This window comes from Microcoleus sp. (assembly GCF_049646505.1).
In the GTDB taxonomy this organism is placed as follows: domain Bacteria; phylum Cyanobacteriota; class Cyanobacteriia; order Cyanobacteriales; family Microcoleaceae; genus Microcoleus.
On sequence record NZ_JBARVX010000084.1, the window covers coordinates 1 to 20365 of the forward strand.

The following is a 20365-nucleotide window of genomic DNA, read 5'->3' on the forward strand; positions in this document are numbered from 1 at the left end:
AAAGTTTGAGCAGTTTCTTGCTGTTGCTGTTCTTTAAGAGCCAGTTCGCTTTCATAAGATGCAATTTGATTTTCCAGTTCTCTCTTATTTTGCTCCTGTTCTTGCCGATAAGATTCCAGTTCAGCAAGGCCTCTCTCTCGCTGGTCAATTAATTCAATAGTTTGCTGGTTTTTCTCTTCTAATTGCAGCTTAATCTGTTGAATTTCTCGCTCTAATTGTTCCCGTTGTTGCTGTGCAAGGTGCTGCTCATTCCGTTTGGCAGATAAAACTACCTCAATAATTATCCACGCGCTCAAACCACTAACGAAAAATAAAGCGACTGTCAATGTGTAAAGAGTCCGGGAACCTGTTCTTTGAAAGGGATTTTTAATCCAATTATTATAATCTTCAATAAATGTCGGCGGTACTCCCCGGACATAGTACACACGACCGATTATTTCTCCTGAGTTAACTCTACCAGTAGGGATGGGTTTACTATCACGAGGTTTAGCATATTGCCGCTCTGCTTGCAGCGGAGGTGGATTTTGTAGTAAGTCGTATGGATGATTTGACAAAGTTGCTAATGAAATTTCCTTTGTCCACTGCTGAGAAGATTTTGATTGATAAAGAATTTGCTCGGATAGGCAATCTTTGGTAGATATTTTGCAATCAGTAACAATCAGCCCAAATAATCCATAGTTGCTGTCTAAAGTTCGCTGCAATTCTCCTATGTTTCCTTGTAATAAGGTATAGGATAGTTTTCCTGGCAGAGTATGAGATAACATATTGAAATCAACTGTTTGCACACGAAAGATTGTGCCATGCCAATAGCTGTTATAATGTCCCCAGTTTTTCCAAGTCCCCAGACTCAAAGAAAATGTCGCGATCAGGGTAAGTCGCCCCAAACTCTTAATCAGCGTAGTCGGGTCGATCCGGGGAAGTTTTTGCTTTATAATGTGCTTCATAAGCTCAACAGCCAAATGAATCTGAGTGAGAATATATCTAATATAACTTCAGCTACATATTATTTGCGCGTTGGCAACAAGAGGCGATCGCAGCCATAAAAACCACCCGAAACCAGCAAGCCCTCGCACCCCTAGAAATCATAGTACAATACGACCTCGAACATTTCAAGTATCCCGTTCAAAGCGCCGATGCAATTTGGGACGCCCTGCTCCACCACATCCGCCGAGCCATCACAGAACAAAGGCACACCCAAAAATGCGCCTAGTTCCCCATCACTCCATCAATTAGTAGAAGCAGCCAACTCAGCCAAACGTTCCTGCTGATCCTGAGAAATGCAAGTCTGAATAATCCCCTCAATATCCCCTTCCAAGACAGTATTGAGCGAGAAATTTTCCCCCAAACGGTGGTCGGTCGCCCGATTGTCCTTATAGTTGTAAGTGCGAATTTTTTCCGATCGCGAACCAGTACCAACCTGAGCCAAACGCCGGGACTTCACCTCATCCTGCTGTTCCTGCAACTTGATCTCGTAGAGCTTAGCCCGCAAAATCTGCATCGCCCGTTCCTTATTCTGCAACTGGCTGCGCTCCTGAGTACAGAAAATCCGAATCCCCGTCGGCTTGTGAAACAAATCCGCAGCAGTTTCCACCTTGTTCACATTTTGACCGCCAGCACCGCCCGATCGAGCCGTACTCATCTCAATATCCTTCGGATCGATGTGAATCTCCACATCATCCACCTCCGGCATCACAGCCACAGTCGCCGTCGAAGTATGAATCCTGCCCCCAGCCTCAGTTACCGGCACCCGCTGTACCCGGTGCACCCCAGCCTCAAACTTCAGCTTGCTATAAACGCTGTCGCCCACAACTTCCAGAATCACCTCTTTAAACCCGCCCATCTCAGCCAGTGACTCGCTCACCAACTTCACATCCCAGCCTTGAGTTTGAGCGTAACGGCTGTACAGCCGCAACAAATCTCCCGCCCAAATACTGGCCTCATCTCCGCCAGTACCGGCCCGAATTTCCAGCATAATATTCTTGTCGTCGTTCGGATCGCGGGGAAGCAGCAAAACCTTCAAGCGAGCTTCCAAATTTTCTAATTTAGACTCAAGTTCCTCAACTTCTAGGGCGGCCATTTCTTGCATTTCCCGATCGCCCGCAGCTTCCTTGAGCACTTGTCGCGCGCCCGCTAAATCATCAGTCGCGATTTTCCACAGAGCAAAAGTATCGACCACTTCCTCCAAGGACGATCGAACTTTTGCCACCCGTTGAAACTCATAATTATCTCTAGCAACATCCGGGTCAGCCATGCGGCGAGTCAACTCATTAAAAGTTTGCTCTACCGACTTCAATTTATCCAGCAAATAAGATTCAGCCATTGTCAGTTGTCCTCCGTCAATCGATTTGAGATTTGAGCTTTGAGATTTGAGATTTGAGATTTGAAGATTAGTTGGGATAGAATCTCGATCGAACTAAACTCGATCGAACTAAACTGCCTGCACAGCAACTCTTCAATCTAAACTCCACCATCCGAGGGCGGATCGATGTTTAGAGTTTAGATTTTAGATTTTAGATTTGAAGAGCAGTTAGGATAGAATGTCGATCGAACTAAACTACCTGCATAGAAAGTCTTCAATCTAAAATCTCAAATCCGAGGGCGGTAAGTTGTCGGTAGAAAGAACTACTCTAAACAAACTGCGGACAAATGACACTCCGGCTACTTCTTCTTTTTGCCTTTAGCAGCAGCCTTAGCAGCATCTGCTTTCGGGTCTTCCATTTTCAGCGGTTCAGAGGAAGCATCTACCTTGGGCATTTCCACATCTGTCATCCCATATTTCCGCCTAAAGCGTTCTATACGACCTTCAGTATCAATAGTCTTCTGAGTGCCAGTATAAAAAGGATGATTTCCCGACCAAACATCAACTTGAAGCTTTGGTCTAGTCGAACCAACCGTCATCACGTGTTCCCCGTTGCAAAAAACCTGAGATTCGGGATACCACTCAGGGTGAATGCCAGCTTTCGCCATTGTTTTTGCCCTCTAATTTTGACTTTACAACCATTTTAGCTGTCGCAGGACTTGTACACCACCAACAACAGCACCAATTTTGTCTTATACCTGTTGGAACCGGGAATCAGGAATCGGAAATAAACTTGAAAAAAAGGCAGATAAAATCTGAATGATTCTTGCCTTTTCCTTCTTCCTTCTTCCCTCTTCCTTCTTCCTTCTTTGCTCGATTACCGTTTCGAGTATTGAGGAGCTTTCCGAGCTTTCCGCAGACCGTACTTTTTCCGTTCTTTTGCCCGCGGGTCGCGAGTCAAATACCCCTCAGTCTTCAGAGGTTTGCGGTTGTCGGGGTCTAATTGGCAGAGTGCTCTAGCGACACCCAAGCGAATCGAGTCAGCCTGACCTGTCAAGCCACCGCCTTCGACTTTTACCAAAATATCGTACTCATTTTCCAGACCCAAAGTTTCCAAAGGAGCCTTAGCCAGAGCCAAATAAGTTGGGTTGAATTGCAGGTACAAATCCCCTTCTTTACCGTTGACAGTCAACGTGCCAGTGCCGGGAACCAAACGTACCCGCGCTACGGAACGCTTGCGGCGACCGGTACCCCAGTACACGGCGCGGCCGGTATCTGTTGCTTGCATTACTCATTTCCTCCCGGAATCGTGCGAACAATTAATTCTTCTGGTTTTTGAGCTTGGTGCGGGTGGTTGGGGCCAGCGTACACCTTAAGTTTAGTAAACAGTTGTCTGCCGAGAGAAGTGTGAGGCAGCATTCCCCGAATAGCTTCTTCGACAATTCTTTCTGGCAAACGTGCTTGCAATTTGGCAAAAGTTTCTGTTTTCATGCCGCCCGGTCTGCCAGAGTGGCGGCGGTAGATTTTCTGGGTGCGTTTTTTGCCAGTAACAGCGATTTTGTCAGCATTGATGACTATCACAAAATCGCCGGTATCCATTGAAGGAGTGTAGGTGGGTTTGTGTTTTCCCCGGAGGTACGTGGCAACTTCAGTTGCCAGACGACCGAGCCGTTGGTCGGCGGCATCGACCACGTACCACTTGTGCTCTAGGGAGTCTTGAGTAGGAACGTAACTTTTGTTCATTGTTTGTCAGTTGTTAGTTGTCAGTTGTTAGTTGTCAGTTGTCAGTTGTCAGTTGTCAGTTGTTAGTTGTCAGTTATTAGTTGTCAGTTATTAGTTGTTAGTTGTCAGTTGTTGCCTAATGACTGATGACTAATAACCAATAACTAATAACCAATAACTAATAACCAATAACTAATAACCAATAACTAATAACCAATAACTAATAACCAATAACTAATTTTGGCTGAGTGTCGTACCAGACATCTTGAGAAAAGGGAAAATCTTGATAGCCAACTCGCAGCAGGCACAAACCTTGAGCGGGAGCGGCATATTTTACCATTTCTCGGCGTTCGTTGACCCAGATATCTGTAAAATTGTCGATCGGCCTGGAGCCGCGACCCACCTGCACCAGCAACCCCACCAGCAGCCGCATCATCCCGTACAGAAACCCGCTCGCCTGAACCTCAATATAGATCAGAGGCCCAGAACGGTGACACTCTGCAGCTTGCACGTCCACCCAGGAATGGGGGCGGGCAGACCCCGCGCGGTGGAAAGCTGCTAGATGGTGCCGCCCGACTAGCGGTGCCATTGCTGCCTGAATCAAAGATTCATCCACAGGCGCGTGATAGTAATGCCAAGCAAAAGGACGCACAAACAAATTCGGGATCGGGTCTGTATAAAGGGTGTAGCGATAGCGCCGCCAACTGGCTGAGAACCGAGCGTGCCAGGTAGGTCCCACCTTTGCCGAAGCTCGAATTAAAATATCTTTTGCCAGTCGAGAGTTGAGAACGCTTGCCCAGCGGTGAGCCGGAATTGGGCTGCAGGCATCAAAATGGGCTACTTGAGCAGCGGCGTGAACTCCCGCATCCGTTCTCCCGGCAGCGTGCAGCGTAACCGGGCCCTCCAGAACAGTCGATATTGCTGTTTCAATTTCTTCTTGTACTGTACGCTGGTTCGGCTGTCGCTGCCAACCGTGAAAGTTGGTACCGAGGTATTGGATCACCAGAGCAACGCGCTGCATCGATTTGGGGTTGTCGATTTCCGATTTGGGATTTTCAGTCATAAATCAAAAATATCCAACCCAAAATTTCATTAAACCAGTTCGACGATCGCCATTTCGGAATTATCTCCTTGGCGGGGGACAGTTCGCACTACGCGGGTGTAGCCCCCGTTGCGCGAGCCGTACCGTTCTGCTGCTGCTTCAAACAAAGCGTGTACTAACTGTTTGTCGTAGATATAGCCCATAGCTTGGCGGCGAGCGGCCAAGGAACCATCTTTGGCCAGGGTAATCATCCTGTCAGCCTCTGAACGCAGCGCTTTGGCGCGGGCGAGAGTGGTAGTGATTTTACCGTGGCGGATTAATTCGGTGGTCAGCGAGCGCAGTAGGGCGCGGCGCTGGTCAGCCGGTTTACTTAGTTGGGGAACGCGGCAGCGGTGACGCATAGTAGTTGGTAATTGGTAATTGGTAATTGGTAATTGGTAATTGGTAATTGGTAATTGGTAATTAGCTACCCGTGAAAATTTTTTTTCATCTTTGAGCCTGCTGCCAATTGCCATGACCCATTACCCATTACCCTTTGATTAACTTTTAGCTGATTTTTCCTGTGGTAAGGTAATGCCCAAGCGTTTTTGTAAAGCTTCAATCACTTCTTCAGCGGACTTCTGTCCGAAGTTTTTGATTTCGAGCAAGTCTTCTTGGGTATAATCCAATAAGTCAGCCACTGAGTTGATCTGAGCTCGCTTGAGACAGTTGTAAGCCCGGACTGACAACTGCAATTCTTCGATCGGAATTTGGCTTGTAGGATCTGCCTCACCTGGATACTCTGGTTTCAGAGAATCGTGGGTGATGTCTTTGAGAGGTGCAAATAAATCTACCAGGATATGGGCAGATTGACTCAGAGCTTCTTGAGGAGTGACGCTGCCGTCTGTCCAGATTTCCATAATCAGCCGGTCTTTCTCGACCGTCCCACCTACCCGAGCATCTTCAACGCTGTAGTTGACTTTGCGAATCGGCATAAAGATGGCGTCAATTTGGAGAAAATCCAAAGCCGACCCATCATCGCGACTGCGGTCTACTGCGCGGTATCCGATGCCTTTTTCGATTCGGAATTCCATTTCCAGAACTGAGCCGGGGGAGAGAGTTGCAATGTACTGCGATTTATCGATCAATTCCACCTCAGAGGGCAAATCGAACCTATCGGCCGTCACAGTCACTGGCCCCTCAATCCGCAACCTGCCAATTTGGGGCTGCTGAGAATGAGTTTTGAGGACGACCTCTTTCATGTTCAGGAGAATTTCTAGAACGTCCTCGCGTACCCCCTCGATCGTAGCAAACTCGTGATTGACGCCCGCGATGCGGACTGAAGTTACTGCCGTTCCTTCCAGGTTTGACAGCAGAACTCGCCGAAGCGCGTTCCCGACAGTTGTTCCCTGACCGCGCGCGAGCGGCTCCAAGACAAACTTTCCGTACTGACTGCGGTCTTTGTCAGTGTTAGACTCTATACATTCAATTTGAAACTGCGCCACGGAGTGACCTCCCTTTTCCACTTTGGATTTTTGATTTGGGATTTTAGATTGCAGAGCATACCCCTGAACGGATTTCGGATTTTGGACGGACGGGGCAACAGTTAGAACCATTAGTTTTTGACTTTAAGCAGTTAGCCACGATCCAAAATCTAAAATCTAAAATCTCAAATCGTTTTAGACTCTACGCCGCTTGGGAGGGCGACAGCCGTTGTGAGGAATTGGAGTAACATCTCTAATCAGGGTAATTTCCAGTCCCGCCCCTTGCAGGGCCCGAATAGCAGTTTCTCGACCTGCTCCGGGCCCGCTCACCATTACTTCGATTTGCCGCATTCCTTGGTCGTTAGCTCTGCGGGCTGCACTTTCTGCTGCTGTTTGAGCTGCAAAGGGAGTCCCTTTCTTCGCTCCTTTAAAACCGCTGGAACCTGCCGATGCCCAAGATATTACTTCGCCGTTAAGGTCGGTAATAGTCACAATTGTGTTGTTGAAGGTAGACTGGATGTAGCCTACCCCATTGGGTACATTCCGTTTCTGCTTTTTTGCACCAGATTTTTTGCCTGTTTGTTGTCGCGCCATATTAGTCTCTTTAACGTTTCTCTCAACTAATGTTCCGAAGCGCTAGGAGCCAGCAGCCCCCAGCGCAGTTTGCCCCACCAGAAGTTACTTCTTGGAAGGTGCTTTTTTCTTGCCCGCAACTGTTCGGCGAACGCCGCGACGGGTTCTGGCGTTGGTACGGGTTCGCTGGCCCCGCACCGGCAGACCCAAACGGTGACGCCGACCGCGGTAAGTCCCGATATCCATCAGGCGCTTGATGTTCATTGACTCCCAGCGCCGGAGGTCTCCTTCTATTTGGTAGGTGCTTTCTACGTGAGTCCGCAGAGCAGTCACGTCCGTCTCTGTTAAATCCTTGACGCGAGTGTCAGGATTTACGCCTGTTGCAGCGATGATTTCTTGGGCCCGCGACAGGCCTATTCCGAAAATGTATGTCAGACCTATTTCGACGCGCTTATCGCGTGGAAGGTCTACCCCGGCAATCCGTGCCACACTTTTTGTCTCCCTAATTTTCCTGTTTGGCTACAATGTTGAATGAGGCGGCACTTGCGTGCAGTTCCCACTCTTTCTGTTTTCTAACCTTGGCGCTGTTTGTGTTTCGGGTTAGTGCATATCACCATCACTCGACCGCGACGGCGGATGACGCGACATTTCTCACAAATTTTTTTGACAGATGCTCGAACTTTCATCTTTCTTCCTGCCTGGAGAACCCCGCTCTACCGGATCTCAGGCACGCTGGTCTGTAGAGCGGTGGGAGGAGAGGCTGGGCAAGGTGTAGACCTCTCCTCGATTAAATTGTATTAAAGTACGGGTTGTTTCATGAAGGAACCCGCTTGCACCTACTCCCACTTGCTGGGGTAAAGTTCGCTTGCACAAAAATGTGGGCGATCGATAATTTTACGGCGTAACAGTGACTTTGCCCAGTACATTGGTGGGTTGTTGGCGCCCTTCTCGCCAACACTACAAACGTAGCATTATATCATGAATTTGAAGCTTTTTACCAAATTCTCTCTAATTAAACTTAAAATTAGTTTTTAGAAAGTTTTATCTAAGCCTATTTTTTCCGAAGGCGATAGGTAATTCTGCCTTTGGTCAAGTCGTAGGGAGTTAATTCGACTTTGACGCGATCGCCGGGCAAAATCTTGATGTAGTTGCGACGGATCTTGCCGGAAATGTGAGCTAGCACGTTAAACCCATTATCTAGGTCAACGCGAAACATCGCATTGGGAAGGGATTCCGTCACTGTCCCTTCCATTTCAATTAAATCTTGCTTAGACAATTTGGTATTTACCTCAACTCTACATTTGATTAACTAGGAGTGTCCCGCTGTGCAGCCTCAAAACCGATTTACTCGCAGGAGTCAGTCGATTGAAGAATTGAATAATTTTAGATTGAAGAATCGACTCGACAAATAAATCTGAGAGTTTGAACTTTCCTCTAAAATTTGGGAATCACTGCCGCGATTGTCTGGGAATTGTATCTGTTTTGGACCCGTCAAACGGAAAGGGGGCAATTATTCGGGCGACTCGATCGACTTAAAGACTCAACTTTCTCGATCGCTTTAGCTTTACTCGAGTAAAGTTGTGGCAATTAGTATCGAGTTCAATCCTGTTTCTAGCAACCCTCACAAAACCCGATCGCACAAAAAGCTCCTAGTTAACATATCTTAGCAAAATTTGGTGAATAACAAGCTCTGTTGAGAGGGTTCAAGAGTCGCCAGACAGAGCTTGTTCCAGTTCTGCCGTGATTAATTCCATGTCGCGGTCGCCATCAACCGCAACCAACTGTTCGCGGACGCTGTAAAACTCAATCAAAGGCTCAGTTTGTTCGCGATAAACTTGCAACCGGCGGCGGATCGTCTCCTCATTGTCATCCTGGCGCCCCCGCGACAATAGGCGAGTCACCAAAACATTATCAGGTACGTCCAAATTGATAGCTCTGATATCGCAGTCCTTACCAGATTTACCCCCAGCACCGGTAATATCACACAGTAGTGTGTCAAAAAACGCTGCCTGTGCGACAGTGCGGGGAAAGCCGTCCAGAATCCAGCCTGCAGTTGCATCTGGTTGATCCATGCGTTCTTGTATGATATCCATCAATAACTGGTCGGGAACCAACTCACCAGCATCCATGTAGGCTTTCGCCTGTAGGCCCAAGGCTGTTTTCGCCACCACGCAGGCGCGCAGGATGTCACCAGTAGAAATGTGGGGTATTTTCCAGAGAGCGGCTAAAATCTGAGCCTGAGTTCCCTTTCCCGCCCCTGGAGGCCCCATAAAAATCAGTTGCATTGCGATTACTTCACCATTCCTTCATATCGTTGGGAGATGACGTAAGTTTGAATTTGCTTAGCAGTTTCGATCGCCACACCCACTAGAATTAGCAGGGAAGTTGCACCAAAACCTCTAAAAGTTTGCACGCCGATCGCACTTTCTACAGCCGTTGGTACAATAGCCACCAGACCGAGAAATATCGCGCCCAAGAAAGTCAAACGGTTCAAAACCTTCTCCACATAATCGCTGGTTTTCTGACCCGGACGAATGCCAGGAATACTGGCGCCCATTTTCTTCAAGTTCTGAGACATATCTACGGGGTTGACAATCAACGAAGCGTAGAAATAGCTGAAGAACAGAATCAAAGTCAGATAAAACAGCGCGTAGGCCCAAGGCGCAGGCCCGTTAGGACTCAAAACATTAGCAACTTGAACCAAAAATGGGTTATTCAGAGACTGGGCGAGGAAAGAAGGCACAATCAACACCGAAGATGCAAAAATAATCGGCATCACTCCGCCTTGATTCAAGCGCAGGGGCAGATAGCTGCGACTCTCCCGATAAACTTTGCGGCCGACTTGGCGGCGTGCCGAAATAATCGGAATCCGGCGAGTACCTTCCTGAACAAAAACAATCCCGACAATCGTCACCAAAAATACCAGCAGCAGCACAATTACGCGACCGACAATCGCGTTGTCGCCACTTTGGGCCAATTCAAAAGTTTGTCCCAAAGAACGGGGCAAAACCGACACAATGTTGATAAATATCAGCAGCGACGCTCCGTTTCCGATGCCTCGCTCCGTGACCAATTCCGATATCCACATGACAAACATCGACCCAGCAGTCAGGGCCAAAGCAGTTTGTGCTATGAATAAAGGCGCTGGAGATTGAGCAAAAGGGCTGACCCAAATCGCAATGCCAATGCTTTGCAGAATTGCCCAGCCCAAAGAAACGTACCGAGTAATTTGAGATATCTTGCGCCGCCCAGCTTCTCCTTCATTTTTCTGCAAGTCTTCTAAACTCGGCAGAGCCGCGGTTAGAAGTTGCACGATAATTGAAGCATTAATGTAGGGCAAAATCCCCAAGGCAAAAATCCCCAAAGCTGACAGGCCGCCTCCTGAAAACAAGTCCAGAAAGCCAATTAAAGGGCTATTTTGGACGTTTTGGGCAAAGGCGACTCGATCGATTCCGGGGACTGGCAAGTGGACACCCAGACGCACTAAAATCAATAAGCCAAGGGTTACGAGGATGCGGCCCCGCAAACCTGCAGCTTGAGCCATCTGCATGAACGTCTCTTGTGCAGTTGGCGCTTTTTCTCTACTAACGTCCATAGTTATGATTTGGGATTTTAGATTTGGGATTTTCGACTAAATCATTTTCTGATAGCAAGCTTGAGGATTTGAGATTTGGACTTTTTCTCAAACCTCAAATCTTCAGGCAATTAATTCGCAACTTCCGCCTGCGGCTTCAATTTTGGTGCGAGCACCTGCGGTAAAAGCCTTGGCGCGCACTTGCAGGGGCACATTTAGTTCGCCATCTCCTAAGATTTTCAGCGGCCCATCGTCAGCGGTGACAATTTTTGCTTGCATCAAAGAGGTGAGAGTAACTTCTGTGTTTGCTGGCAGCGATGCTAATTTACTTACATTAATGGTAGTGTACTCTTTGCGGTTCACGATCGGGAAGCTTTTAAGCTTGGGCAGGCGGCGGTAGAGAGGATTTTGACCGCCTTCAAAACCGGGTCTAGTGCCGCTGCCGGCTCTAGATTTTTGACCGCGCATCCCTTTACCGGAGCTCGCGCCTTGACCGGCAGAAATACCTCTGCCCAAGCGGCGCGGACGTTTTGTGGAACCCGCTTTTGGTCGGGCGTCTTGCAATCTCATAGTTTTGGTATTTGGTAATTGGTATTTGGTGTAGACAGAGCCGGCGCGCAGTAGTTTTGAGTGGGTGAGTTTTGAGTTGCGGATTTTTTTTTGATGCTCAACGCCAGCACTTAACACTCAAAACTGACAGTTTGCCATTAGGGGGCCCCCTAACCGTAGAGGTTTTCTACTGGAATTCCGCGTTCTTGAGCAACTTCGGACAAGGTGCGGAGGGTGGAGAGGGCGTTGACTGCTGCTCTGGCGTTGTTTAACGGGTTTCCGGAACCTAGCTGTTTGGCTAAGATGTTGCGGACTCCTGCTAGTTCGAGAACTGTTCGCACTGCTCCCCCCGCAATTACGCCTGTTCCGGCTGCGGCCGGACGCATCATGACTTTGGCTCCGCCGCCGTCACCGTTGATGGGGTGAGGGATGGAGTTGGCTTTGGTGAGGGGGACTTCAATTAGGTGCTTTTTACCGTCAGCGACGCCTTTTTTAACGGCACCGATTACGTCGCTAGCTTTGCCGACTCCCACTCCAACTTGACCGCGTTCGTTGCCGATAATGACTATGGCGCGGAAGCTGAGTTTTTTACCGCCTTTGACTACTTTAGTAACGCGGCGAATCTGAACAACCCGTTCTTGCCATTCGGATTCTTTTTCGCGTCCTTTGTTGTTGCTGCTGCTTTTTTTCTTGGTGCGCTGTTCTTTTTGTTCTGCCATAGTTTTGTCTTGGGGGAATTGAAGATTGCTAACTGGTTGTTGGCAAGTAGAAATTAACAATTAGGAATTAAGAATTTTGTTCTCGATTATTTCTTCCTTCTTAATCTAAAAAAATTAAGAATTTTATTCGAGATTCCTGATTCCTTCTATCCGTTACATCCGTTACATCCGTTACATCCGTTACAAAATCCGTTGCCGAACTTCCTTCTTCCTAAAAGTCTAACCCGGCTTCGCGAGCTGCTTCTGCGAGGGCTTTAACGCGACCGTGGTAGAGGTTGCCTCCGCGATCGAATACAACTTTGGTTATGCCAGCGCTGGCACAGCGTTTGGCGATCGACTGACCGACTTTGCTGCTGGCGCTGCAGTTGTTGCCGGAACTGAGTTCGGCTTTCAGTTCTGGGTCGAGGGTTGACGCAGCAACTAAAGTATGCTGTGCCGTATCGTCGATTACTTGGGCGTAGATGTGCTGGTCCGATCGAAATACCGCTAATCTGGGACGCTCGGCGGTACCGAACACCTTGCGCCGCACGCGGCGGTGTCTGCGGTGGACTGATTCTTTGCGAGTAAGCTTCATGTTTACTTCTTACCTGTTTTGCCTGTTTTACCAGCTTTGCGCCGGATGACTTCGCCGCTGTAACGAATGCCTTTACCTTTGTAGACTTCAGGCGGACGCACAGCGCGGATGCGGGCTGCTGTATTGCCTACGAGTTCTTTGTCAATGCCGGAGACAATGACGTTGGTGTTGCCTTCAACTGCCATTGTGATGCCTTCTGGAGGGGGCATTTCAACTGGCTTGCTGTAACCGACGTTTAAAATCAGGTTCCGTCCTTGAACCTGTGCCCGATAACCTGTGCCGACAATTTCCAGGCGGCGCACAAAACCTTCTGATACACCTTCGACCATGTTGGCTACTAGGGTGCGGCACAAGCCGTGCAGTTGTCTGGCGACGCGAGATTCGTCTCGGCGGGTAACGAGTAAAGTCTCGCCTTCGAGTCCCATGAGGATTTCTGCTGGTATCACTCTGGAAAGTTCACCTTTTGGGCCTTTGACGGCTACTTTTTGGCCGTCTAGGGTGATGGTGACTTTAGTGGGAATGCTAATCGGACGCTTGCCAATTCGCGACATATTTTTTGTCCTTTGTTTTTAGTGATTAGTGCTTGGTTGTTAGTCTTTAGTTATTAGTTTTTAGCGATCGATTCTGGAGTTTGTTGCCAATAATCGGCGACTGATGACCCGCAATAAACGGGTACTGTGCCCCCGATACTTTTGAGTGGATGCTCCCAAAAAGTTAGATTTTTGTTGAAACTCTCAGATTCACTGCGCTGGAGCGTCAATCTAAAATCTAAAATCTAAAATCTAAAATCGACTGACTAATGACTACCAAACATAACAAAGCACTTCTCCGCCCAAACCTTGGCGCCGGGCTTCTCTATCGGTCATAATGCCGCTGGAGGTGGAGATAATGGCAATGCCAATTCCGCCTAATACTCTGGGCAATTCTTTACGGTTCGAGTAAACGCGCAGTCCTGGTTTGCTGACTCGCTTGAGTGCGGTGATAATGGGCTTGCGAGTTTTACCTTTGTACTTTAGAGAAAGCACTATAGTTCGCTTGACCCCTTCTGGTTCTGCTTCTTCAAATTCGCTGATAAAGCCTTCATTTTTGAGGACTTGGGCGATGCTGCGGGTCATTTTTGTAGCTGGAATTTGTGTTGTCTGGTGGCGCGCCATGCAAGAATTGCGAATGCGCGTCAACATATCTGCTATGGTATCGTTAGCTGCCATCTTTTGCTTCTTACTCTAGTGCTTAGTTGTCCCGGAACGGCATTCCCATTTCTTTAAGCAAAGCGCGTCCTTCTTCGTCGGTTTTTGCTGTGGTGATAATTGAAATGTCCATGCCTCGAATTTGATCGATGCTGTCATATTCTATTTCTGGAAAGATGAGCTGTTCTCTCAGGCCCAAGCTGTAGTTGCCGCGACCGTCGAAGCTTTTGGGGCTGATGCCGCGGAAGTCGCGGATGCGGGGCAGTGCGAGGTTGATCAGCCGATCGAGAAAATCATACATCCGATCGGCGCGCAGCGTCACCATCACGCCAACGGGTACTCCTTTGCGGATTTTGAAGCCGGCGATGGCTTTTTTTGCCCGCGTCACCACTGGTTTTTGTCCGGTGATGATAGAAATTTCGTTGATGGATGAATCTAGTGCCTTAGCATTTTGAGATGCTTCTCCCAAACCGCGGTTCACGGTGACTTTGACGAGTTTGGGCACCTGATGGATATTAGTATATTTAAACTGATCCATCAGTTTCGGAACGATTTTTCCTTGATAAAGAACTTTGAGTTTGTCCGGCATAGTTTTTGTGTTTCGTTGACTTTCCCTGGGCTTGGTCAGGGATTTGTTCTTTGTCAGTTGTCGGCTGTCAGTTGTCGGTTGCCAGTTGTTAGTTGTTATTTGTGATTTGTTATTTGTGGTCAATAACCAATAACCAATAACCAATAACCAATAACCAATAACTAATTATCGATGATTTCTCCGGTTTTTTTGAGCTGTCGCAGTTTGCGGCCATCTTCGCTAAATGTATAGCAAACGCGGCTGGCGATTTTCTCTTTTTCGGAATAGTGCATGACATTTGAGCTGTGAATGGGAGCCTCAAAGGTGACTATTTTCCCGGACTCTCCTTCTTGCTGGGGCTTGACGTGCTTGGTTATGATGTTTACACCTTTAACAATTATTTTGCTGGCTTTAGGATCTGTCTTTAAGATTACTCCGACTTTTCCTTTCTCTTTGCCAGTAATTATTTGCACGGTGTCGCCTGTTTTGACGTGCATTTTGTAGCGCTGCGGTTCGCTAGTTGCTTTACCCTTTTTTCCGTACATTTTAAAGTACCTCCGGGGCTAAGGAAACGATTTTAGTAAAGTTTTTGTCGCGCAGTTCGCGGGCGACAGGACCGAAAACGCGAGTGCCTTTGGGGTTGCCTTCTGGATTGATAATCACGGCGGCGTTGTCGTCAAAACGAATGCTCATGCCGCTGTCGCGACGCAAGGATTTGCGGGTTCTGACAATGACGGCTCTGACGACATCGGATTTTTTGACGGCCATATTGGGGATGGCGTCTTTGACGACGGCAATGATGACATCGCCGACTCCGCCGTAGCGGCGGTTGCCACCTCCCAATACGCGGATGCACATGAGTTTGCGGGCTCCGCTATTGTCGGCGACATTGAGGTATGTCTGGGGTTGAATCATGGTGATTGTTGACTGTTAACTGTTAACTGTTAACTGTTGAGTGTTGACTGCTAATTGACGGTCGATCTTTTGACGATCGCCATCAGCCGTTTTTTGTCCCGAAAATCTCAGCAACCGTCCAGCGTTTGGTTTTGCTCAGGGGGCGCGTTTCAGTGATGCGGACGCGATCGCCCGGTTTGCACTGATTTTCTGCGTCGTGAACTTTGTACCGCTTGGTGCGGACTACGATTTTGCCGTACTTACTGTGGGAGGAGCGGTTTTCGATCGCTACCACGACGGTTTTATCCATCTTGTCGCTGACTACTACGCCAACTCGTTCTTTAACAGCCATAGCTACCTATCTTTGTTGTGCAATTGAGTTTTTTTGAACTATTGTGCGATCGCCGGCTCGGCTGCTTCTGTCTCTGGGCTGGCTGCAGTTGCAGCGGGCTGTTCGGCTCCAACGGCTTCGGCTTTTTCGGCTGTAGCTTTGGCATCGGCTGCGATTTGGCGTTCGCGTTCAACTGTCATTAGTTGAGCCAGCCGATGTTTGGCGTGCTTGAACAGGTGAGGCTTATCCATGCGGCCGGTAGCTTGCTGGAGCCGCAGTTCCATTAGTTGGCGCTTGACGGCTAAAATTTGCTCTGCTACTGCTGCATCGCTTAATTCTCTAGCTTCCTTAATTTTGGTCAAAGACATAGTTGTGTGATTTATCGTGAGCGATCGGATAGCGTGAAGACCCAATTGTTTAGATACTGAAAGTCGCAGGAAAAAAGTTGTGCAGGCCAGATTTTAAATTGCTGTAGCCGTTTAAAATTATGACGGATGCCGACCTACTTTTACTGCGGCGATTGTCGCTATGATTGGTCTCCTTCGCGGGTGATGAACTTGGTTTTAATTGGTAATTTGAAGGATGCTAAACGCATTGCTTCGCGGGCGGTTTCTTCGTTTACGCCACCAATTTCAAACATGATCCGGCCGGGTTTGACGACGGCAACCCAAAATTCTGGTGCGCCTTTACCGGAACCCATCCGGGTTTCTGCGGCTCGCTGGGTAACTGGTTTGTCGGGAAAAATACGAATCCAGATTTTGCCGCCCCGGCGGATATAGCGGGTCATGGCGCGCCGTCCGGCTTCTATTTGGCGGGAAGTTATCCAGGCGGGTTCGATCGCTTGGAGCGCGAAGTCGCCAAAGCTAACTGTGTTGCCGCGGGTGGATTGACCGCTCATTCGCCCGCGCTGTTGTTTGCGGAATTTTGTTCTTTTAGGGCTTAACATGGCTTTGGGAGTTGGGTAATTGGTAATTGGTAATTGGTAATTGGTGATTGTTAATTGCTCGTTGGTTTGGAACAACTGACACTTAACAAGTGACAACTAACAGTTAACAATTAGTTAGCCTTCGTTCGATCGATCTTCAAAGTTCTGGCGGCGGCGCTTTTGTTTAGTCCGGGGTACTGCTGCATTTGGTGCAGATTCTTGTTCTTGTCCGGGAATAATTTCGCCTTTGAAAACCCAAACTTTAATGCCCAGAATACCGTAGATGGTTTGAGCGGTGCAGCAGGAATAGTCGATGTCGGCCCGCAGGGTGTGCAGCGGGACTCTGCCTTCGCGCGTCCATTCGGTACGGGCGATTTCTGCACCGTTGAGCCGTCCGCTGACTTGAATTTTGATGCCTTGGATGCCGACTTTTTGGGCGCGGGTGATTGCTTGGCGCACGACTCGGCGGAAGGATACGCGCCGTTCTAGTTGCTGGGCAATATATTCTGCGATCAGCGTGGCATCTGCATCTACGCGCTGAACTTCGATTACGTTGATGCGGATTTGGCGGTTGTTGCCGAGTAGCTGCTGCAAACCGACGCGCAAAGTTTCGATCCCGGCTCCGCCGCGGCCTACGACAACGCCCGGTCTGGCGGTGAACACTTCTAGGTCGATCTGATCGGCTTTCCGTTCAATTCTTACCGAGGAAATCCCTGCATTGCTGAGGGTTTTGCGAACGTATTTGCGGATTTTGGAGTCTTCTTCCAACAGTTCTGGATAGTTTTTCGGGTCAGCAAACCAGCGAGAGCGGTGCTCTTGGGTAATGCCGAGACGAAAACCAATTGGATGTATTTTTTGGCCCATAATATTTGATGAGTTAATTGGTAATTGGTAATAGGGAAGGAAGAAGCAAGAAGCAAGACTTTAGTTGTGGTCGGGAGAGAAGGAAGAAGGAAGAGGTAAAAAACAACGGTCTGCCACTCCTTGATTTCCGTTCCTTGAAGTAAAGTAATTGGCAATTACCTATTTTTTCAACTTTAAGCTGTTTATTACCTATTACGTTTTCCCTGGTTTAGTCCTCTAGGAGCGGAGCTACTATTACGGTGATGTGACAAGTCGGCTTGCGGATTTGGTAGGCGCGACCTTGAGCGCGGGGTCTGAAGCGCTTGAGGACTGGGCCTTGGTCTGCGTAAGCTTGAGAAACTACTAGCTTGGTTTTGTCTAGTCCGGCGTTGTGTTCGGCGTTGGCTACTGCCGATCGCAAAACTTTAACTATCGGTTCGCAGGCGCGGTAGGGCATGAATTCTAGGAGAATCAGTGCTTCTTGATAGCTTTTGCCGCGAATTTGGTCGAGAACTCGGCGCACTTTAAATGGTGAAGTTCTGATGTAACGGGCGATCGCCTTAATTTCGGATGTGGTATCTATAACCATTTCGATTTGGGTAAGTAGGTAATTTGCAATTGGGAAAAAGGTAATTAGTAATTTGGGAAAAAGTCGATCCGATTACCTATTACCTGTCACCTAATTCCGCTATCTTTTTGCCTTTTTATCACTGTGAGTTCTAAAGGTGCGAGTAGGAGCAAATTCTCCTAATTTGTGACCTACCATTTGGTCGGTGAGGTAGACTGGGACGTGCTGTCTGCCGTTGTGAACTGCGATCGTGTGACCTACCATTTGGGGCAGTATTGTGGAAGAGCGCGACCAAGTTTTAATTACTTGTTTTTTGCTTTCGGCGTTGAGCTTTTCAATTTTTGTCAGCAGGTGGTCTGCTACAAAAGGGCCTTTTTTTAGCGATCGAGACATGGTTTTTTTAGTGAGTCAGTTGTCATTTGTCAGTTGTCTGCTGTCATCTGCCAGTTGTCAATCAATAAAAACTAATGACTCCGGACTGATGACTGATGACTAACTTTGTCTGCCGCCCTTGCCGCGCTTGGAAGATTTGCGGCGGCGCCGGACGATTAAATCGTCGCTGCGCTTGTTTTTCTTGCGGGTTTTGGCACCCAATGCTGGTTTGCCCCAAGGGGTAACTGGGCCAGAACGTCCGATGGGCGCTCTGCCTTCGCCGCCGCCGTGCGGGTGGTCTACCGGGTTCATGACGCTACCGCGAACGGTGGGTCTGCGGCCTTTCCAGCGGGTGCGGCCGGCTTTGCCGAGGCTGATGTTTCTGGCGTCTGTGTTGCCGACTTGACCGATGGTGGCGTAGCAGTCGGCGCGGACTTTGCGCTGTTCGCCGGAGGGCAGTTTGAGGGTGACGTAGCTACCTTCTTTTGCCATTAGCTGAGCGCTAGAGCCTGCGGAACGGACGATTTGTCCGCCTTTTCCGGGTACTAGCTCGACGTTGTGGATGCTGGTACCGAGGGGAATGTTCTTCAGGGGGAGAGCGTTGCCGATTTCGATCGGCGCGTCTGGGCCTGAGACAATTACTGTGCCGACGGCTAAGTTGAGCGGGTGCAGGATGTACCGTTTTTCGCCGTCTTTATAAAAAACGAGGGCGATGCGGGCGTTGCGGTTGGGGTCATATTCGATCGCCTTGACGGTAGCAGGAATGCTGTGTTTGTCGCGGCGGAAGTCGATGTCTCTATAAAGCCGTTTGTGACCGCCTCCCCGGTGGCGGCAGGTGATTACGCCTCGGTTGTTGCGGCCTTGTTTGGTGTGCTTGTTGCTGGTTAGAGACTTTTCTGGTTCTGACTTGGTAATTTCAGCAAAGTCCGAGACGGTTTTTTCTCGGGTGCTGGAGGTATAAGGTCGGTAAGAACGAATGCCCATAATTTGGTAATCGGTAGTTGGTAATTGGTAATTGGTAATTGGGAAAAAGGTAGTTGGCAAAAAGGTAATTAAAAGTTGTGAAGTCCGAATTCATCTTTCATACTTTTTAATTGCCGATTGCCGATTGGCGACTACCCATTGCCGATTACCTATTACTAAATTTTAAACTTCTGGGAATAGCAGTTTGCGGATCGAGTCTCCGTCGGTCAGAGTTACTGTTGCTCGCTTGTAACCAGGTTTAAAGCCGACGAATTTACCAACTCGGCGCTTTTTGCGCGGCGGGTTTTGGGTGTTTACGCCGATGACTTTAACCTTAAATAGCTCTTCGATTGCTGCTTTTATTTGAGGCTTCGTCGCTTTGGGCGCTACATCGAATGTGAATTGATTTAATTCCATCATTCTGGTAGCTTTCTCGGTGAGAATCGGACGCTGGATCAAATCTGCGTAGTCGCGGGGGTCGATTTTACTCACCGTAAATCTCCTGAATTTTTGCTATGGCTGTAGAGGTGACGATAATTTTGTCAGCGGCGAGAACGTCGTAAACATTTAGGGAAGTTGCCAAGATGACGTTTACTAATTCGATGTTGCGTCCTGACAAGTAGACGTTAAGTTGCGGTTCTGGCAAGATTAACAGAACTTTTGTATCGGGTTCGATGCCCCAGCGGGATATCGCGCTCAGCAGTTCTTTGCTTTTCGGTCTGGGAAATTGCTCTGCAAATTCTTCGACCACAATCATGTCATCGGTGCGACTTTGGAACGCTGTTCGCAAAGCGAGACGGCGTTCCTTTTTGTTCATCTTGATTTCAAAGTCTCTCGGTTTTGGTCCGAAGATGACACCGCCGCCCCGCCACAGCGGAGAACGGATTGAACCCGCTCTGGCTCGACCGGTGCCTTTTTGACGCCAAGGTTTGCGGCCGCCGCCTCTGACTTCCGATCGAGTTTTGGTGCAAGCATTTCCTTGACGGGCGTTTGCCATTTGCCGTCTCAGAGCTCTGTGAACCACGTGAGACGCATTTTCTTCTTTGGCTACACGAAGCTCTAAAGTTGTTTCCCCAACTTCTTCGCCTTGCCAATTTCGCACTACACAATTAACCATATTTTTTGTCCTCGGTCTGTTTTTTAGTTGTCTGTCGGTAGTTGTTTTTGGGCAGTTGTCTGTTGTCTGTTATTAGCTCTTA

The 20365-nt window shown here is 48.5% G+C and carries 30 protein-coding genes and 1 pseudogene; all 31 read right to left on the reverse strand.

What is annotated here, in order from left to right:
• Window positions 1–959: pseudogene (locus WBA89_RS04540) on the reverse strand (chromosome partitioning protein ParA); the annotation flags it as partial.
• A gap of 266 nt (window positions 960–1225) precedes the next feature.
• Window positions 1226–2320, reverse strand: coding sequence for a peptide chain release factor 1 (gene prfA, locus WBA89_RS04545; protein ID WP_424404344.1), 1095 nt, complete (start codon window positions 2318–2320; stop codon window positions 1226–1228).
• Window positions 2321–2658: 338 nt separating this feature from the next.
• Window positions 2659–2967 (reverse strand): 50S ribosomal protein L31, encoded by a 309-nt coding sequence (gene rpmE, locus WBA89_RS04550; protein ID WP_424404346.1) that lies wholly within the window; start codon window positions 2965–2967, stop codon window positions 2659–2661.
• A gap of 209 nt (window positions 2968–3176) precedes the next feature.
• On the reverse strand, window positions 3177–3587 hold the full coding sequence (gene rpsI / locus WBA89_RS04555; protein WP_194062311.1) for a 30S ribosomal protein S9: 411 nt from the start codon (window positions 3585–3587) through the stop codon (window positions 3177–3179).
• The gene (gene rplM, locus WBA89_RS04560; protein ID WP_424404348.1) at window positions 3587–4042 is read right to left on the reverse strand and encodes a 50S ribosomal protein L13; all 456 of its coding nucleotides are present in this window, start codon (window positions 4040–4042) and stop codon (window positions 3587–3589) included. The genes rpsI and rplM overlap by 1 nt, the downstream gene beginning before the upstream one ends.
• A 199-nt stretch (window positions 4043–4241) precedes the next feature.
• Window positions 4242–5084 (reverse strand): tRNA pseudouridine(38-40) synthase TruA, encoded by an 843-nt coding sequence (gene truA, locus WBA89_RS04565; RefSeq protein WP_424404350.1) that lies wholly within the window; start codon window positions 5082–5084, stop codon window positions 4242–4244.
• 29 nt (window positions 5085–5113) lie between these two features.
• On the reverse strand, window positions 5114–5464 hold the full coding sequence (gene rplQ / locus WBA89_RS04570; protein ID WP_424404405.1) for a 50S ribosomal protein L17: 351 nt from the start codon (window positions 5462–5464) through the stop codon (window positions 5114–5116).
• Window positions 5465–5602: 138 nt separating this feature from the next.
• Window positions 5603–6547, reverse strand: a complete 945-nt coding sequence (locus WBA89_RS04575; RefSeq protein WP_339384149.1) for a DNA-directed RNA polymerase subunit alpha — start codon at window positions 6545–6547, stop codon at window positions 5603–5605.
• Window positions 6548–6721: 174 nt separating this feature from the next.
• Window positions 6722–7120, reverse strand: coding sequence for a 30S ribosomal protein S11 (gene rpsK / locus WBA89_RS04580; protein ID WP_006634980.1), 399 nt, complete (start codon window positions 7118–7120; stop codon window positions 6722–6724).
• Between the two features lie 84 nt (window positions 7121–7204).
• The gene (gene rpsM, locus WBA89_RS04585; protein WP_193973618.1) at window positions 7205–7588 is read right to left on the reverse strand and encodes a 30S ribosomal protein S13; all 384 of its coding nucleotides are present in this window, start codon (window positions 7586–7588) and stop codon (window positions 7205–7207) included.
• Window positions 7589–7671: 83 nt separating this feature from the next.
• Entirely contained in the window at window positions 7672–7785 is a 114-nt protein-coding gene (gene rpmJ / locus WBA89_RS04590) for a 50S ribosomal protein L36 (RefSeq protein WP_015178722.1), read from the reverse strand.
• Between the two features lie 365 nt (window positions 7786–8150).
• Entirely contained in the window at window positions 8151–8375 is a 225-nt protein-coding gene (gene infA / locus WBA89_RS04595; protein ID WP_006276978.1) for a translation initiation factor IF-1, read from the reverse strand.
• Between the two features lie 427 nt (window positions 8376–8802).
• Entirely contained in the window at window positions 8803–9384 is a 582-nt protein-coding gene (locus tag WBA89_RS04600) for an adenylate kinase (protein ID WP_424404355.1), read from the reverse strand.
• A gap of 5 nt (window positions 9385–9389) precedes the next feature.
• A complete protein-coding gene (gene secY / locus WBA89_RS04605) occupies window positions 9390–10694 on the reverse strand; it encodes a preprotein translocase subunit SecY (protein WP_424404357.1) in 1305 nt (434 codons plus the stop codon).
• A gap of 102 nt (window positions 10695–10796) precedes the next feature.
• On the reverse strand, window positions 10797–11243 hold the full coding sequence (gene rplO / locus WBA89_RS04610; protein ID WP_424404358.1) for a 50S ribosomal protein L15: 447 nt from the start codon (window positions 11241–11243) through the stop codon (window positions 10797–10799).
• Window positions 11244–11392: 149 nt separating this feature from the next.
• Complete coding sequence (rpsE, locus tag WBA89_RS04615) at window positions 11393–11941, reverse strand: 30S ribosomal protein S5 (RefSeq protein ID WP_194010356.1); 549 nt, start codon at window positions 11939–11941, stop codon at window positions 11393–11395.
• A gap of 211 nt (window positions 11942–12152) precedes the next feature.
• Window positions 12153–12515, reverse strand: coding sequence for a 50S ribosomal protein L18 (gene rplR, locus WBA89_RS04620; RefSeq protein WP_424404360.1), 363 nt, complete (start codon window positions 12513–12515; stop codon window positions 12153–12155).
• 2 nt (window positions 12516–12517) lie between these two features.
• Window positions 12518–13066, reverse strand: coding sequence for a 50S ribosomal protein L6 (gene rplF / locus WBA89_RS04625; protein ID WP_194062295.1), 549 nt, complete (start codon window positions 13064–13066; stop codon window positions 12518–12520).
• Between the two features lie 252 nt (window positions 13067–13318).
• Window positions 13319–13723: a 30S ribosomal protein S8 gene (gene rpsH, locus WBA89_RS04630; protein ID WP_194010353.1), complete on the reverse strand. Its 405-nt coding sequence runs from the start codon at window positions 13721–13723 to the stop codon at window positions 13319–13321.
• Between the two features lie 22 nt (window positions 13724–13745).
• Window positions 13746–14291: a 50S ribosomal protein L5 gene (gene rplE, locus WBA89_RS04635; protein WP_424404363.1), complete on the reverse strand. Its 546-nt coding sequence runs from the start codon at window positions 14289–14291 to the stop codon at window positions 13746–13748.
• A gap of 161 nt (window positions 14292–14452) precedes the next feature.
• On the reverse strand, window positions 14453–14815 hold the full coding sequence (rplX, locus tag WBA89_RS04640) for a 50S ribosomal protein L24 (protein ID WP_424404365.1): 363 nt from the start codon (window positions 14813–14815) through the stop codon (window positions 14453–14455).
• Window position 14816: 1 nt separating this feature from the next.
• Window positions 14817–15185: a 50S ribosomal protein L14 gene (rplN, locus tag WBA89_RS04645; RefSeq protein ID WP_424404367.1), complete on the reverse strand. Its 369-nt coding sequence runs from the start codon at window positions 15183–15185 to the stop codon at window positions 14817–14819.
• An 82-nt stretch (window positions 15186–15267) separates the two neighbouring features.
• Window positions 15268–15516 (reverse strand): 30S ribosomal protein S17, encoded by a 249-nt coding sequence (rpsQ, locus tag WBA89_RS04650; protein ID WP_194062287.1) that lies wholly within the window; start codon window positions 15514–15516, stop codon window positions 15268–15270.
• A gap of 38 nt (window positions 15517–15554) precedes the next feature.
• Window positions 15555–15863, reverse strand: coding sequence for a 50S ribosomal protein L29 (rpmC, locus tag WBA89_RS04655; RefSeq protein ID WP_424404369.1), 309 nt, complete (start codon window positions 15861–15863; stop codon window positions 15555–15557).
• A gap of 158 nt (window positions 15864–16021) precedes the next feature.
• Window positions 16022–16441, reverse strand: a complete 420-nt coding sequence (gene rplP, locus WBA89_RS04660; protein WP_193973608.1) for a 50S ribosomal protein L16 — start codon at window positions 16439–16441, stop codon at window positions 16022–16024.
• 114 nt (window positions 16442–16555) lie between these two features.
• Window positions 16556–17284 (reverse strand): 30S ribosomal protein S3, encoded by a 729-nt coding sequence (gene rpsC, locus WBA89_RS04665; protein WP_424404371.1) that lies wholly within the window; start codon window positions 17282–17284, stop codon window positions 16556–16558.
• 208 nt (window positions 17285–17492) lie between these two features.
• Window positions 17493–17852 (reverse strand): 50S ribosomal protein L22, encoded by a 360-nt coding sequence (rplV, locus tag WBA89_RS04670; RefSeq protein ID WP_193973606.1) that lies wholly within the window; start codon window positions 17850–17852, stop codon window positions 17493–17495.
• A gap of 99 nt (window positions 17853–17951) precedes the next feature.
• Window positions 17952–18224, reverse strand: a complete 273-nt coding sequence (rpsS, locus tag WBA89_RS04675) for a 30S ribosomal protein S19 (RefSeq protein ID WP_194062282.1) — start codon at window positions 18222–18224, stop codon at window positions 17952–17954.
• Between the two features lie 99 nt (window positions 18225–18323).
• Entirely contained in the window at window positions 18324–19187 is an 864-nt protein-coding gene (gene rplB / locus WBA89_RS04680; protein WP_424404406.1) for a 50S ribosomal protein L2, read from the reverse strand.
• A gap of 162 nt (window positions 19188–19349) precedes the next feature.
• Complete coding sequence (locus tag WBA89_RS04685) at window positions 19350–19658, reverse strand: 50S ribosomal protein L23 (protein ID WP_193973604.1); 309 nt, start codon at window positions 19656–19658, stop codon at window positions 19350–19352.
• Window positions 19651–20283 (reverse strand): 50S ribosomal protein L4, encoded by a 633-nt coding sequence (rplD, locus tag WBA89_RS04690; protein ID WP_194062278.1) that lies wholly within the window; start codon window positions 20281–20283, stop codon window positions 19651–19653. Before rplD ends, WBA89_RS04685 begins: the two co-directional genes overlap by 8 nt.
• Between the last annotated feature and the right edge of the window lie 82 nt (window positions 20284–20365).

Excerpts from the sequence above, each read along its gene's own strand:
- prfA (WP_424404344.1), bottom strand. The coding sequence starts at position 2,320 with ATGGCTGAATCTTATTTGCTGGATAAATTGAAGTCGGTAGAGCAAACT.
- rpmE (WP_424404346.1), bottom strand. The coding sequence starts at position 2,967 with ATGGCGAAAGCTGGCATTCACCCTGAGTGGTATCCCGAATCTCAGGTT.
- rpsI (WP_194062311.1), bottom strand. The coding sequence starts at position 3,587 with ATGCAAGCAACAGATACCGGCCGCGCCGTGTACTGGGGTACCGGTCGC.
- rplM (WP_424404348.1), bottom strand. The coding sequence starts at position 4,042 with ATGAACAAAAGTTACGTTCCTACTCAAGACTCCCTAGAGCACAAGTGG.
- truA (WP_424404350.1), bottom strand. The coding sequence starts at position 5,084 with ATGACTGAAAATCCCAAATCGGAAATCGACAACCCCAAATCGATGCAG.
- rplQ (WP_424404405.1), bottom strand. The coding sequence starts at position 5,464 with ATGCGTCACCGCTGCCGCGTTCCCCAACTAAGTAAACCGGCTGACCAG.
- rpsK (WP_006634980.1), bottom strand. The coding sequence starts at position 7,120 with ATGGCGCGACAACAAACAGGCAAAAAATCTGGTGCAAAAAAGCAGAAA.
- rpmJ (WP_015178722.1), bottom strand. The coding sequence starts at position 7,785 with ATGAAAGTTCGAGCATCTGTCAAAAAAATTTGTGAGAAATGTCGCGTC.
- WBA89_RS04600 (WP_424404355.1), bottom strand. The coding sequence starts at position 9,384 with ATGCAACTGATTTTTATGGGGCCTCCAGGGGCGGGAAAGGGAACTCAG.
- secY (WP_424404357.1), bottom strand. The coding sequence starts at position 10,694 with ATGGACGTTAGTAGAGAAAAAGCGCCAACTGCACAAGAGACGTTCATG.
- rplO (WP_424404358.1), bottom strand. The coding sequence starts at position 11,243 with ATGAGATTGCAAGACGCCCGACCAAAAGCGGGTTCCACAAAACGTCCG.
- rpsE (WP_194010356.1), bottom strand. The coding sequence starts at position 11,941 with ATGGCAGAACAAAAAGAACAGCGCACCAAGAAAAAAAGCAGCAGCAAC.
- rplR (WP_424404360.1), bottom strand. The coding sequence starts at position 12,515 with ATGAAGCTTACTCGCAAAGAATCAGTCCACCGCAGACACCGCCGCGTG.
- rplF (WP_194062295.1), bottom strand. The coding sequence starts at position 13,066 with ATGTCGCGAATTGGCAAGCGTCCGATTAGCATTCCCACTAAAGTCACC.
- rpsH (WP_194010353.1), bottom strand. The coding sequence starts at position 13,723 with ATGGCAGCTAACGATACCATAGCAGATATGTTGACGCGCATTCGCAAT.
- rplE (WP_424404363.1), bottom strand. The coding sequence starts at position 14,291 with ATGCCGGACAAACTCAAAGTTCTTTATCAAGGAAAAATCGTTCCGAAA.
- rplX (WP_424404365.1), bottom strand. The coding sequence starts at position 14,815 with ATGTACGGAAAAAAGGGTAAAGCAACTAGCGAACCGCAGCGCTACAAA.
- rplN (WP_424404367.1), bottom strand. The coding sequence starts at position 15,185 with ATGATTCAACCCCAGACATACCTCAATGTCGCCGACAATAGCGGAGCC.
- rpsQ (WP_194062287.1), bottom strand. The coding sequence starts at position 15,516 with ATGGCTGTTAAAGAACGAGTTGGCGTAGTAGTCAGCGACAAGATGGAT.
- rpmC (WP_424404369.1), bottom strand. The coding sequence starts at position 15,863 with ATGTCTTTGACCAAAATTAAGGAAGCTAGAGAATTAAGCGATGCAGCA.
- rplP (WP_193973608.1), bottom strand. The coding sequence starts at position 16,441 with ATGTTAAGCCCTAAAAGAACAAAATTCCGCAAACAACAGCGCGGGCGA.
- rpsC (WP_424404371.1), bottom strand. The coding sequence starts at position 17,284 with ATGGGCCAAAAAATACATCCAATTGGTTTTCGTCTCGGCATTACCCAA.
- rplV (WP_193973606.1), bottom strand. The coding sequence starts at position 17,852 with ATGGTTATAGATACCACATCCGAAATTAAGGCGATCGCCCGTTACATC.
- rpsS (WP_194062282.1), bottom strand. The coding sequence starts at position 18,224 with ATGTCTCGATCGCTAAAAAAAGGCCCTTTTGTAGCAGACCACCTGCTG.
- rplB (WP_424404406.1), bottom strand. The coding sequence starts at position 19,187 with ATGGGCATTCGTTCTTACCGACCTTATACCTCCAGCACCCGAGAAAAA.
- rplD (WP_194062278.1), bottom strand. The coding sequence starts at position 20,283 with ATGGTTAATTGTGTAGTGCGAAATTGGCAAGGCGAAGAAGTTGGGGAA.